The organism is Sphingobacterium sp. 1.A.5 (assembly GCF_002734235.1).
GTDB classification, from domain to species: domain Bacteria; phylum Bacteroidota; class Bacteroidia; order Sphingobacteriales; family Sphingobacteriaceae; genus Sphingobacterium; species Sphingobacterium daejeonense.
On record NZ_PEBA01000045.1, the window covers coordinates 225,529 to 238,770 of the forward strand.

Annotated in this window: 11 protein-coding genes; 4 read left to right on the forward strand and 7 right to left on the reverse strand. The window is 38.7% G+C overall.

Annotated features, from left to right (window positions below; genetic code table 11):
* Positions 1–14 precede the first annotated feature (14 nt).
* From CRT24_RS15340 to panC, 4 genes are all read right to left on the reverse strand, one after another.
* Entirely contained in the window at positions 15–2,357 is a 2,343-nt protein-coding gene (locus tag CRT24_RS15340; protein WP_099372082.1) for a TonB-dependent receptor, read from the reverse strand.
* Between the two features lie 178 nt (positions 2,358–2,535).
* The gene (locus CRT24_RS15345; RefSeq protein WP_144034594.1) at positions 2,536–2,898 is read right to left on the reverse strand and encodes a hypothetical protein; all 363 of its coding nucleotides are present in this window, start codon (positions 2,896–2,898) and stop codon (positions 2,536–2,538) included.
* Positions 2,899–2,950: 52 nt separating this feature from the next.
* Entirely contained in the window at positions 2,951–3,298 is a 348-nt protein-coding gene (gene panD / locus CRT24_RS15350) for an aspartate 1-decarboxylase (RefSeq protein ID WP_094255370.1), read from the reverse strand.
* 44 nt (positions 3,299–3,342) lie between these two features.
* Complete coding sequence (panC, locus tag CRT24_RS15355) at positions 3,343–4,191, reverse strand: pantoate--beta-alanine ligase (RefSeq protein WP_099372084.1); 849 nt, start codon at positions 4,189–4,191, stop codon at positions 3,343–3,345.
* Between the two features lie 146 nt (positions 4,192–4,337).
* On the opposite strand from panC, the gene CRT24_RS15360 reads away from it, so the two are divergent.
* Positions 4,338–5,159, forward strand: a complete 822-nt coding sequence (locus tag CRT24_RS15360) for a glycogen/starch synthase (protein WP_099372085.1) — start codon at positions 4,338–4,340, stop codon at positions 5,157–5,159.
* Positions 5,160–5,612: 453 nt separating this feature from the next.
* Entirely contained in the window at positions 5,613–6,098 is a 486-nt protein-coding gene (gene ispF, locus CRT24_RS15365; protein ID WP_099372086.1) for a 2-C-methyl-D-erythritol 2,4-cyclodiphosphate synthase, read from the forward strand.
* Here ispF and CRT24_RS15370 read toward each other — a convergent pair.
* Complete coding sequence (locus tag CRT24_RS15370) at positions 6,092–7,309, reverse strand: TCR/Tet family MFS transporter (protein WP_099372087.1); 1,218 nt, start codon at positions 7,307–7,309, stop codon at positions 6,092–6,094. The two genes, ispF and CRT24_RS15370, sit on opposite strands and share 7 nt — an antisense overlap.
* 222 nt (positions 7,310–7,531) lie before the next feature.
* Here CRT24_RS15370 and CRT24_RS15375 point away from each other — a divergent pair, with 222 nt between their 5' ends.
* Both CRT24_RS15375 and uvrC read left to right on the forward strand, forming a co-directional pair.
* Positions 7,532–9,793 carry a penicillin-binding protein 1A gene (locus tag CRT24_RS15375; RefSeq protein ID WP_099372088.1) on the forward strand — a complete coding sequence of 754 codons (2,262 nt, stop codon included), beginning with the start codon at positions 7,532–7,534 and terminating at the stop codon, positions 9,791–9,793.
* Between the two features lie 68 nt (positions 9,794–9,861).
* Positions 9,862–11,691 (forward strand): excinuclease ABC subunit UvrC, encoded by a 1,830-nt coding sequence (uvrC, locus tag CRT24_RS15380; RefSeq protein WP_099372089.1) that lies wholly within the window; start codon positions 9,862–9,864, stop codon positions 11,689–11,691.
* A 21-nt stretch (positions 11,692–11,712) separates the two neighbouring features.
* Here the strand turns inward: uvrC and CRT24_RS15385 are convergent, their stop codons facing one another.
* Positions 11,713–12,027, reverse strand: coding sequence for an iron-sulfur cluster assembly protein (locus tag CRT24_RS15385; RefSeq protein ID WP_099372135.1), 315 nt, complete (start codon positions 12,025–12,027; stop codon positions 11,713–11,715).
* A gap of 21 nt (positions 12,028–12,048) precedes the next feature.
* Positions 12,049–13,212: a glycosyltransferase family 4 protein gene (locus tag CRT24_RS15390; RefSeq protein WP_099372090.1), complete on the reverse strand. Its 1,164-nt coding sequence runs from the start codon at positions 13,210–13,212 to the stop codon at positions 12,049–12,051.
* Positions 13,213–13,242: the final 30 nt, after the last annotated feature.

Here is a 13,242-nt window from a genome sequence, read left to right on the forward strand (position 1 = left end):
TTGTAACAAACGCATTAGTGAAAATGTCCTATTTTAATTCCAAATGTTATTGTTCTTGGTCTTGATGGCCCATAGATATAATTTGAATCACGGAGTGCACCTCGATCAAAATCTTTTTGGAAGGCATTGAAAACGTTCTGCATCCCCCCAAAAACTTCCAAGCTCAATTCTTTCTTAAGTGAAAAGGTATATCCCAATCGGAAATTGGCCTCGAAGAAATCTGGAGAAGTTTTTAAAATCATTTCTTCTCCTTCTAACACATGTGGTACGATCATGCTTCCTGTATAAACACCAGTTACATCAACGCTAAACGGATCTAAGGGCTTCCAATTGGCGTTTAAGTAGCCATATACATTCGGGGTCCTAACAAACCTTCTGCTGCTGATATTCTCGGCTGGAGTCGCCCCTTCATAAAGAAGTTGATCGTCATTGAATTCTGAACGCTGGATTGTGCCACCCATCTGAAAAGTATATTTCGACGAAGGGGCAACATTCAATTCAATATTTGATCCATAAACCTTAGCTCCTGTACCATTTCTCATTTCCTGTATGATTAAATTTTCATCTTGGGAAGTCATAATGTTGGTAAATGGATTCTGAAGGTCAGTATAAAATCCCTCCACCAAGAGACTCGTTTGAATTGGGCCAAATCCTTTTGTGAAATTCAGTGATCCAGTATATGCGTTCGAATATTCAGTCTCAAGGTTTTCTCCGATTAACACAAAAACTTGTTGACCTCCAATGGAAGTGACGTGCATGTCTTCATTGAATGCTTGGGGAGCTCTAAAACCTCGGGCATATCCACCTCTAAACTGCAAATAATCTGTAATATCATATAGTAGTGTGAATCTTGGACTGAAAGTGCCGAAGTTTTGTGATGATTTTCGGTTATATCCCGCCAGTTTGTAATTGCCATCTACATAAGTATAATCATATCTCGCGCCGATCAAGGTTTTCAAATTTTCAAGGACATTCCATTCGTATTGAGCATAGGTCCCAACACCATGTGTCTTTTGATCGATAAGACGTTCATACCCAGGAATATTGTCTTTGGTTCTGTTATTGTTATATTCAACACCCGCTGTGATTACATCACGTTCGAAGGTATAAGTATATTGAGCGCCGGCAACCATTGCAAAATCATCCGTCTCGCCATATGAATTCGAGGCAAGCAAACTGTCCTGTGCAGATCTACCGCCTCCCAAGCCTCCATAAAAACTTTCTCTATCGGTAAACTGTGCTGAACCATAAATGCTTAATTTATGTTTATAATCCTTGGAATATTGATCATACGTTAATCCTCCAATGAATGTATTGGTTCTCAGCTGTTCGGTGACATCCGTAAAATGTGGAGCCTTGTCCAAATTATCTCCTCCTCGTCGAAATTCATTCAGAGCACTCAGATCCAATGTTATTTTGTTGAATTCGGAAGGTTTGTAAAAAGCTTTTGTCCCGAATGTGAGGTTCTTTAGTTTGGTCATCTCAGTAAATCCATCCCCATTTGCATCATAAGCCTGACGGTTGCGGTGCATCCCGTAAAAGGTAGCTCCGGTTTTCAGATCATTGTCAACGTAGGAGGTATTGAAGTCGATGGTGTTATCCCAAGCTTGACCGTCAATGATCGAATTCGTAGATTTGATCTGCCAATCATTTTCTACAGGATCTTTAGTAATGATGTTGATCGTACCGGCAATAGCATTTGCACCAAATAGGGCAGAACCGCCAGAACGTACAACTTCAATCCTGTCAATCATGGAGGTCGGTATTTGATCAAGGCCATAAACGCTATTCAAAGCAGAAAAAACCGAACGGCTATTGATGAGGATTTGTGAATAAGCACCTTCCATACCGTTCAACCTTACTTGTGTAAATCCACAGTTCTGACAGTTGTTTTCTACCCTAACACCGGGTTGGTAATTTAGGGTCTCTGACATAGCTACGGATTGAGTTGCTGTGAATAATTTGGGACTCAGAACATTCACGATAACCGGAGCCTTTTTCCTTTCCATACCGTATCGAGATGCGCTGACTACAACCTCATTTAGGTTTAAATTATCCTCATACAATATAATGTTCAAGCTTTCGTGCGCATTTGGTTGAATAGCTTTTTTTGCATTCTGGAAGCCTACAGCTCTTACAGAAATCGACCTGCTGCTTTGATTTTTGTTGTCAAGTTCAAAATAACCCAAACTATCTGTGGAGGTGCCAATTTTTGTGCCTTCCAATAAAATCGTAGCATTGGCAATGGGGTCTTGTTTATCCGTTATGACACGGCCCGAAATCTGGGAATAACTAGCCTTAAAGCCTAGGCCAAGGCATATAATGATCAGGAATGACCTGAGTAAAAATAGATTCATATTCTTATTATATCGCTTAATTAATCGCAGGGACAATCCAAACCTCAATAGGGGAACCCAGCAATCGGTAGGAAAATAATTCTTCCTACATCATGAAAAAAATGGTGGACAATACAATAATTTTATGAATAGCAATCGCTAATCATGATTGAATGAAGTCCGTTTTTTGAAAAATGATTTAAGAAATATAAGAAGGGGGACCGCGTCCGGAGTGGATTTCATGGTCTTGTAAGAGAATATGGTAAGTCCTATAGCCGAATTCAAAAACAGTGAATTCAGGTTGAATAGGTGCCTCGAAAACAAATGGTGACCAATTAAGGTAGCTGCCCTGATAAACGATGTCCAAGAAACGAATCTCAGCATCAGAATGGTGCTGGTGATGTTTCTTTTCGCCAAGGTTGTAAGGGTGAATGTGAGTAACGATCTCACCAGTGGAGGTGACCTCCTTGTGCATGAAGACTACGCCGCTCGTAATAATGCCACACATCCATACCAATAGGAAGTGGGCAAGTAATTGGCGATATGAGGTTAGTCTATGCATGCACAGGTCAAATGTATGCTAAAATTAGCAATTTTATTGCTATTTGAGGATATTAAACGATTTTGTTGTGCTCATCAGGGAATACCAAAAGAGGTTTGTGATTTCTAGCTTCTTCGCGTTCCATCAATGCATAGGAAATAATAATTACGATATCTCCTACCTGAACAAGACGAGCAGCAGCACCATTCAAACAAATAGTTCCAGTCCCACGTTCTCCAGGAATCACATAAGTCTCCAATCTGGCCCCATTGTTATTGTTTACAATTTGTACTTTTTCATTGGCAATAATATCGGCAGCATCCATCAGGTCCTGATCGATGGTGATGCTACCTACATAATTCAATTCAGCTTGTGTAACACGCGCTCTATGAATTTTTGATTTCATTACTTCTATCATCATAATGCAAAGTTAGTCTTTTAATGTAATTTGATCTGTAAATTATTCTAATGAGAAAGTAATATATTGTCAATTAAACGTACGTTTTCAACCCATGCAGCAATTAATCCTACGTATTTTTTGCCTTCTTCCAACTTAGTTACGGGAGTCAAGGACTTCGTTTCGCAGATACTCAAATATTCTAACTCCACCTCTGGGTTTGAAGCAATAATCGCTTTTGCTCCTTCTAATAGTTCCTCAACAGATTGTGTATCCAGGTTATCTTTTATATACCTGAGAGATTTTATAAGTGTTAAAGCATTCTCCTTGCCGGCTTCTGTAAGACGAGCATTGCGTGAGCTCAATGCCAATCCTTTTTCGTTCCTTACAATAGGGCAGATCAACAGTTTGATATCAAGGTTCTTGATTTCTAACATACGCTGTATGACCATAACCTGTTGAAAGTCTTTTTGTCCAAAGCAAGCTTGGTTGGGTTTTACAAGGTCAAAAAGCTTGTAAACGATTTGTGTAACACCCTGAAAGTGGCCTGGACGGTGTTCTCCTTCCCAAATACGATCTAAATCTCCGAGGTCAATTTGCCATTGAGGGTCATTTTCAGGATACATTTCTTCCACTGAAGGCAAAAATAGAATGTCGCAACCAACAGACTCTAAGAGGGCGATGTCATTTTCAATGGGTCTGGGGTATTTCTCAAGATCCTTAGGGTCATTGAACTGGGTCGGATTGACGAAAATGCTACAGATTGTTACATCGGTCGAAGGCTTGGCGTAATTAATTAAAGATAAGTGACCTTCATGCAGTGCACCCATGGTAGGGACCAAGGTGATGACTTTATTTTCTTTGCGGATTCCACTCAATTCTTGTTGGAGTTCCTGCTTAGTGCGAAATATTTTCACGTGCAAAAATTATGAAATAAGGTGCAAAAATGGGCAATAATCTTTAAATTATAAAATGATGATTTTTAATCAATTGTAAAATTGATAAATTAATTGTATCTTTGTAGACCGATTTTACTATTCAATAATATAAAAAACAGTTGGAGATGGCAAAAACGAAAATCTTGTTTATAACCCATGAAATGTCGCCTTTCCTTGAATTAAGTAAAATTTCTGAAATAACACGCCAGTTACCACATGCTATGCAAGAAAAAGGGTTCGAAATCCGAATTCTCATGCCGCGTTTTGGTAATATTAATGAGCGCAGAAATCGTCTTCATGAAGTGATAAGGTTGTCGGGAATGAACATTGTGGTGGACAATAATGATAATCCGCTAATTATTAAGGTAGCATCCTTGCCAGCAGCAAGAATGCAGGTGTACTTCTTGGATAATGAAGAATACTTTCAGCGGAAAAAAGTTTTTCGTGATGAGCAGGGAAAAGGTTTTGCAGACAACAACGAACGTTCATTGTTCTTCTGTAAAGGAGCCTTGGAAACCGTTAAAAAACTCGGTTGGTCACCAGATGTAGTGCACTGTCATGGATGGTTTACAGCAATGGTACCAGCGTATTTGAAAACAGTGTATCAAGACGACCCAACCTTCAAAGACTCCAAAGTGTTCTTCTCATTGTACAATGAGGATTTCGGAAATGATTCATTAGGAACAAAGTATGCTGAGATGGCTGCACAAACAGACATCGATGCAGAAAAACTGAAGGATTATGCCTCAGGAAGCTATGTAGACATCTATAAAGGAGCACTGTCCTTTACTGATGTAGCCGTAAAAGCTGATGCAGATATCAATCCGGAAATCCTAGCTTACATCCAAGAGAACAACATCCGTACCTTCGAACCATCATCAGATGAAGACTATGAAGCATTCTCTGAATTATACGATGAGTTCGTAAACGAAGAAGTTTCAGCGTAAGCTGAAAATAAAAGGAATCAAAAAAAGGTCGCTGAGGAATACCCTCAGCGACCTTTTTTGTTTAGGATAAAGTTGGAAAGGTAAGGTGGGATTTGTTGCCAATTTCATTGAATTATGCTAGAATAGTTGCACCTCTCTAGCCAATGTCAACCTCATGGGTTTTGCAGGTTTGTTAATATCCAACACTGTAGTTACCGTCCAAACTGATCATCACCTTGAAATGTCCAATGTCTTATGCCTATTTCCCCAAAAATAGCCTCTTAAAAAAAAAGAACCTGTCATTCCAGAGCTAAAGCTCTGGAAACTATTTTTTGGTTATAAAGGTTATACACCTACCGGGCAGCATCGTTAACTTAATGACATTGCCCGCTATGGGTGCCACTATTCTACCGCCACATAGACATCTTACCCACCTCAAATTATATCATCGAAATAATCCCTATCTTCGCTCTTATGAAAATAAAAGTAGGTTTCGGTTTTGACGTTCATCAAATGAAAGAAGGTCATCCATTCGTTGTTGGCGGAGTGACCTTAGATCACCATGCTGGTGCATTTGGACATTCAGATGCAGATGTTTTGGCGCATGCAATCTGTGATGCCATATTGGGTGCTGCTAATCTTGAGGACATTGGTTATCATTTTCCGAATACAGATGAGCGTTGGAAAGGTGCAAATAGCTTGGATCTATTGAGACACTGCATCGTTTTAATCAAAGAAAAAGGCTTTGAATTAGGGAATATTGATGGAATGCTTTGTTTGGAAGCTCCCAAAATCAAACCCTATATCCCGCAGATGAAAGCTAATATTGCTGAAGCAGCAGGTATTTCTGTAGAGGATGTATCCATTAAAGCTACTACAAATGAACAAATGGGTTTTATTGGCCGAGAAGAAGGTGTCGTTGCTTATGCGGTTTGTTTATTGGAAAAAATAAATTATTGATTGTTCTGTCTAAAGTAATTGATAGCAATAATCACAGCGATCAATGCTAAAAGACTTCCGAGATAAAATGGTGCGCCCGGTAGATACATCGGACCATTTTTTTTGGTGAAGAATGAAAAAAGGGAGGTCATGACCAAAGGACCAATTATAGCTGTTAAGCTGATAATACTGGTGAGTCCGCCCTGAATCTGTCCCTGTTCATTCGCAGGGGTATGGTTGGAAATGGAACTCTGCATGGCTGGACCCGCAATTCCAGCAAAAACATAGAAAATACTGGTTACAAACAGTAGGAGGGTTGTGTCAACAATACCAAAAGCAAATAAGGAAATACAGTTGAGGAATAGACCCGTGACAATACTTTTCGCCAATCCCAGCTTGGGAATGATAACTCGGATCAGTCCAGCTTGAACAATGGTCAATAAAATCCCAATCACTCCTAAGGAATATCCGACCATTCTTTCATTCCAATGGAATTTTTCCATGGTAAAATATGACCAAGTACTTTGAACGGCATGAGCAGCAATGTTGATCAGGAAAATACAGACCACTAAAGGCATGATGATAGGATATTTTTTGATATGTCTGAAACTGCCGATGGGATTTGCGTTTATCCAACGGAAATTGCGCCTATGTTCTTTTGGCAACGACTCAGGAACAACAAAATAGCCATATAGAAAATTAAGAAACGTTAGACTTGCTGCAGCGAAGAAAGGGACTCTGGGTCCATAATGGCCTAAAATTCCACCGATTACCGGGCCTATAATAAAACCTAAACCGAAAGCTGCACCGAGCAAACCAAAGTTTTGAGCTTTATTTTCCTTGGTCGAGACATCAGCAATATAGGCTGCTGCGACTGTATGACTAGCGCCAGTAACTCCGGCCACCAGCCGACCTACAAAAAGCCAAAAAATGGATGGTGCAAAACCAATCAGCAGATAATTGATGGTAAATCCAAATAAAGAACATAGCAAAACTGGCCTTCTACCATAATGGTCACTTAAGTTGCCGAGAATAGCAGCAAAGAAAAATTGCATAAATGCATAACAGAAGGTTAGCCAGCCTCCATATGCCGAAGCTTGACTCAGGTCACCATGGATCAATTCCCGGATCAACGCAGGCATAACCGGAATTATAATCCCTAGCCCAATCGAATCCAATACTACAGTGATAAAAATGAAAAGTAATCCAGCTTGCGATTTTATTTTCGGCATATCAAACTAAGGTAGTTATTTTTTTCTGCCCTCAAATCGATTTAAACAGACAATTTCTATGCTCGAATAATATTTTTTAATACTATGAGACCTAAGATTTATTTACGTCGAGAAAAATATGGTATTTTTGTTGTTGCCAAATGAGAATTGGCACACTTACTGTTTATATGGAAATGAACTTAAAGCAGTAAGGATAAGTTCGTTGTTTCATTAAATTTACAAATGAAGAGAGAATCAAAAAGTAGTAAACTTACAGAAGAAGACGTAAAGCGATATACGGGGCTCTTTTGGAAGATATTGTTGGGTTTGGTTGTATTTGCAGGTCTATTCCTCCTGAGCGTTAGAATTGGAATATTTGGTAAGTTGCCTACGTTCAAAGATCTTGAAAATCCAAAAAGTAATTTAGCATCAGAAATTCTGACAGATGACAATAGAGTGTTAGGAACTTATTTCGTTCATAACAGGTCTAATGTAAAATATAATGAATTGGCACCTTCGCTAGTTCATGCCTTGATATCTACCGAAGACAAGCGTTTTTACGAGCACTCAGGAATTGACTATTCTCGTACCATGTCTACCATTATTTTGACTTTGGCAGGAAACAAACAAGGGGGAAGTACCATCACGCAACAGTTGGCACTGAACTTATTTGCTGAAAAACGTGAAAGAAATCCGATCAAACGTATTATGCAGAAATTCCAAGAATGGATTACAGCAGTTCGCTTGGAAAGAAACTATACCAAAGAAGAAATTGTAATGATGTATTTCAATACCGTCGACTTTGGTGCATACAATACTTTTGGTATTAAATCTGCCGCAAGAACTTTCTTCAATACAACTCCAGATAAATTAACGCCAGCACAATCTGCCTTATTGGTAGGTATGCTAAAAGGACCAGGATATTATTCGCCTGTTCGTTATCCTGAAAGAGCCATTGCCAGAAGGAATCTGGTTCTGCAAAATATGCGTGATCAGAATTTTATCACCAATGAAGAGTTTGATAAAGCTAAAGAAGATCCAATTGGCCTTAAATTGACCATCTCTAATTATGGTGAAGGATTAGCACCATACTTCCGAGCGGTATTAAAAGAAGAGATCAAAAAAGAGTTCCAACGTTTGGCGATTACAAAACCAGATGGAACACCATATGATTTGGATCGTGATGGATTAAAAATATATACTCCGATCAATTACAAAATGCAACAATATGCTGAAGAAGCTCAGAAAGAGTGGATGAGACGCTTGCAGAATGAGTTTGACAAACAATGGAGACGCAGAAATGCTTTTACTGGTGAAAATGCTAAATTGTTGGTCAGAGGGATGAAGCGTTCCGATCGTTACAGGGTATTAAAAGCAGAAGGTTTATCTGAAGATCAAATCAAAAAGGAATTCGACAAAAAAGTTCCTATGAACCTATTCACTTGGAAAGGTAGTGTGGACACGGTGATGACGCCTATGGACTCTATTAAATATACCAAGCTGTTTTTGCGTAATGCAATGGTTTCGATGGAACCACAAACGGGTTATATCAGAGCATGGGTAGGAGGGATTGACTTTGAACACTTCAAGTATGACCAAGTGAAATTAGGTACACGCCAAGTAGGTTCAACAGCAAAACCATTTGTTTATGCTTATGCAATCGACAATGGCTATGGTCCTTGTGTTTCTATTCCAAATTACATGCGTACTTATGGAGATTGGACACCAAAAGGAACTACCCAAGGTGGTAACCCAATCACGCTTAAGAATGCCATTAAATATTCACAAAACTTTGCTTCAGCCTATTTGATCAGCGAAGTAGGTGCTGCGAATGTGGCAGACTTAACGAAGAGAATGGGGGTAACCTCAAATATACCAAACAACTTATCAATTGCACTAGGTTCTTACGATGCCTCATTGTTTGACATGGTGGGTGCTTATTCTGCATTCGTAAATCAAGGTACATGGGTTGAACCAACTATGATCTTACGTATTGAAGATAAAAATGGATCTCCAATCTATGAAAAAGCTCCGAAAGTGTTGAAAGCATTGAACAGTGAAACCGCTTATGCAATGGTGGATATGTTAAAAGGTGTGGTTGATGGTGGTACAGGATCACGTTTGAGATGGGATCCTAATTTTGGTGGCTTGAAAAACCCTATCGGAGGTAAAACAGGTACTACCAACGATAACTCCGATGCTTGGTTTATCGGTATTACACCAGAATTGGTAACAGGAGTTTGGACCGGTGCTGAAGATAGAGGAATTAGCTTTAGTAGTATGCAATATGGACAAGGTGCTGCAGCAGCGATGCCGGTATTCGGATTGTATATGAACAAAGTATATAAGGACAAAGACCTGAGTTATTCGCAGGAGGATTTCCCGCAGCCTCCAGGTGGTATTACAAGGTTTGAAATGAACTGTTCGAATTACTCGCAATTCTATGGAAATGATCCGGCGAAGAGTGATTCTCAACTGATGGAAGACGATAGGTTAGGATTTTAACCGATTCTTTAATAAATTAGACCAGACCTTTATTCTTCAAAAATAAAGGTCTGTTTTTTTGTGCTACGATGGAATTTAACTATAAAAAGGAATTAACCAAGATACCTCATAAACCTGGGGTCTATCAATATTTTGACAAGGATGATACGCTGATCTATGTTGGAAAAGCCAAAAACCTTCGAAATAGGGTGGGTTCATACTTTGTTAATGAAAATCAACTCAACAGTAAAACAAGGGTTCTGGTCAGAAAAATAAACCGGATCGCTTTTACCATTGTAGATACCGAAATTGATGCTTGGCTGTTGGAAAATAACCTCATCAAAAAGCATCAACCCCGATATAACGTCATGTTAAAAGATGACAAGACATATCCATGGATTGTCATCAAAAATGAACCTTTTCCCAGAATCTTCTGGACCAGAAAATATATCAAAGACGGATCAAGATATTATGGACCTTATGCTTCGGTAGGCATGATGCACATCATTCTGGATATGATCAGGGAATTATTCCCTTTAAGAACCTGCAACCTCAGCCTCACACAAGAAAATATAGCCAAAGGAAAATTCAAAGTCTGTTTAGAATATCAGTTAGGCAACTGTTTGGGCCCATGTGAAGGATACCAATCCGAAGAGAACTATGACCAGAACCTGTCTGATATAAAAGATATTCTCAATGGAAAGATTGCCGTCGTAACAAATCGACTTAAAGATCAAATGAATGCTGCGGTTCAACAAATGGATTTTGAAGGCGCTCATAAGTTCAAGGTTAAATTGGATAAACTATCCAACTATCAAAGTAAATCTACTGTCGTTAGTTCTTCAATTACCAATGTTGACGTTTTCAGCATAGCTTCTGAAGATAATTATGCTTTTGTAAACTTCCTTAAGGTAGTCAATGGTGTAGTTATTCAGACCCAGACAGTGGAACTCAAGAAGCGTTTGGATGAAACAAATGAAGAGTTGCTGGCAATAGCTATTCCTCAATTGAGGTCAAGATTCAGAAGTCATTCCAGAGAGATAATCGTACCTTTTGAATTAGATATCGAAGGTAATGAAGACATCAAGTTTCTTGTCCCTAAACTGGGAGATAAAAAGAAATTATTGGAACTTTCTCAAAAAAATGTGGCTTATTTCAAAAAGGAAAGACTTCTACAATATGAGAAACTGAATCCCGAGGTGAAGGTAGACCGAATCTTAAAGCAGATGCAAAAGGATCTTCGCTTACCCCAACTTCCCAGACATATTGAATGTTTTGACAACTCAAATATCCAAGGTAACTATCCTGTTTCAGCAATCGTGGTCTTCAAAGACGCCAAACCTTCCAAAAAGGATTATAGACATTTTAATGTGAAAACCGTGGAGGGACCGAATGACTTTGCTACGATGGAGGAAGCAGTTTTCAGGCGTTATAGAAGACTTTTGGATGAAGATCAATCATTGCCACAGCTAGTGATCATTGATGGCGGGAAAGGGCAGTTAGGGGCAGCATTGAAGAGCCTCAAGTTGCTGGGTATAGAAAAGCAAATGACCGTTATTGGTATTGCCAAGAGACTGGAAGAACTCTATTATCCAGGAGATCAATATCCAATGTACTTGGATAAGAAATCTGAAACCTTAAAAATTATCCAACATCTAAGGGATGAAGCACACCGTTTTGGTATTACTTTCCATAGAAATCAAAGAAGCCGTAAAACCTTTGTTTCTGAACTTGATAATATCCCCGGAATCGGAAAAGTTACGGTTGAGAAACTTTTGAAGACTTTTAAATCAGTCAAAAAAACCCGCGAAGCTTCAGATGAAGAATTAATGAAAGTTTTAAATCTAAAACAACTAAAGGCTTTAAAGATTTATTTTGGAGAAAAGACAGATGAATCTAAAACTAATAGTTTAGATTAAAATATATATCCAGATTTACGGTTATAAAAACCCTAATTCCAATTTAGCTTCTTCCGTCATCATATCCTTAGTCCAGGGCGGGTCGAAGGTAAGTTCAACGATTGCCTCATCGATACCATCAATTGCAGCAACTTTTTGCTGTACTTCATTCATGATCTCGCCAGCAACTGGACATGCTGGGGCAGTTAAGGTCATAACAATCTTAGCCTGCTTATTCTCTTTGGTGATGATTTCGTAAATCAGTCCCAGATCAAGAATATTCGCAGGTTTTAATTCAGGGTCATATACGGTTGCAAGAGCCTCTTGAATTTGAGGAGCCAAGCCCAATCTGTCCATTATTATGATTGTATTCATCTCTTAATTTTTTGATTCAGCCAAAACATCAGAATAGATTCTTTCTAATTCCTCCATTACAATGGGTTGGCTATATTTCTCTAAATATTCCTTACGGCAATTTTCCTTAATCACTTCGATTTTTGCTGTCGGTAAGGATTTCCACTCTGCTAATTTCTGAACCAGATCAATATGATTGTGAGGGTCAAAAAGCAAGCCTGTATACAAAGGTACAACCATTTCAGTTAATATGCCAATACTACTGGCAATGACTGGGGTCCCTAAGGCAAAGGCTTCCAAAACAGATAAAGGCATCGATTCATAACATACAGAAGGAACAACTACTGCTGTCGCAGACGCAATATTATTACTTAAAGTCTGCTTGTCCTGAAACCCAAAATATTGCATGTTAGGACTATTGCTAACAATTAATTCAACTTCCTTTTGCAAAGGACCTGTACCGAATATTTTTAATTTATGATCGGTAGCTTTCCAAGCATGTAGAAGAGGAAGAATTCCTTTTTCCTCAGACAAGCGTCCAACATAGACAAAATAATCGCTTGGATATTCCTTGTTGACAGCCTCAACCTTTACAAAATTTGGCTTCACCACAAACTTATCCATCGAAACGTTGAATTTGGATTTAGCAAAAATGGATTTTGAAAATTCTGAGAGTGTAATAAATCGATCTATATGTTTAAATGTTCCTCGTTTTCTATGAATCCAATAAGTGAAGGCTGTCCAAAAGGTTTTGAGATACGAGTTTTCGAGAACTTTTCTCTTTACAGCATCCCATGGGAAGTCTTCTTTGATAGAATTCAAGAAAATATTGCCATCGTGGAACAGCGTAGCAGAAGGGCAGATCAACCGAAAATTATGTAAGGTCATTACCATTGGAATCTTCAATTTCTTGATATGAAGGATAAACAAGGGCCCAAGAGCATAATGCATATTGTGGATATGGATTAGGTCAGGTTTAAACTCTTCTATTTTTTGCTTTATCTTCTTTACTTCAGGCCAATTCATTGGGTAGAATAAATATTGCAGATATCCCTGAGATCCTTTTTGATTCCTGACGGTATAGAGATCAATCTCATGATTCTTCCTCAAAGCCTCCATTTCCTGTCCCATTACAAAATCTTCGCCCCCTATGTGTTGGTATTGATTGTGAATGATGAGTATACGCATAAGTTGATCTCTATTTTTCTTTGCAATTTA

Excerpts from the sequence above, each read along its gene's own strand:
- CRT24_RS15340 (WP_099372082.1), bottom strand. The coding sequence starts at position 2,357 with ATGAATCTATTTTTACTCAGGTCATTCCTGATCATTATATGCCTTGGC.
- CRT24_RS15345 (WP_144034594.1), bottom strand. The coding sequence starts at position 2,898 with ATGCATAGACTAACCTCATATCGCCAATTACTTGCCCACTTCCTATTG.
- panD (WP_094255370.1), bottom strand. The coding sequence starts at position 3,298 with ATGATGATAGAAGTAATGAAATCAAAAATTCATAGAGCGCGTGTTACA.
- CRT24_RS15360 (WP_099372085.1), top strand. The coding sequence starts at position 4,338 with ATGGCAAAAACGAAAATCTTGTTTATAACCCATGAAATGTCGCCTTTC.
- ispF (WP_099372086.1), top strand. The coding sequence starts at position 5,613 with ATGAAAATAAAAGTAGGTTTCGGTTTTGACGTTCATCAAATGAAAGAA.
- CRT24_RS15370 (WP_099372087.1), bottom strand. The coding sequence starts at position 7,309 with ATGCCGAAAATAAAATCGCAAGCTGGATTACTTTTCATTTTTATCACT.
- CRT24_RS15375 (WP_099372088.1), top strand. The coding sequence starts at position 7,532 with ATGAAGAGAGAATCAAAAAGTAGTAAACTTACAGAAGAAGACGTAAAG.
- uvrC (WP_099372089.1), top strand. The coding sequence starts at position 9,862 with ATGGAATTTAACTATAAAAAGGAATTAACCAAGATACCTCATAAACCT.
- CRT24_RS15385 (WP_099372135.1), bottom strand. The coding sequence starts at position 12,027 with ATGGACAGATTGGGCTTGGCTCCTCAAATTCAAGAGGCTCTTGCAACC.
- CRT24_RS15390 (WP_099372090.1), bottom strand. The coding sequence starts at position 13,212 with ATGCGTATACTCATCATTCACAATCAATACCAACACATAGGGGGCGAA.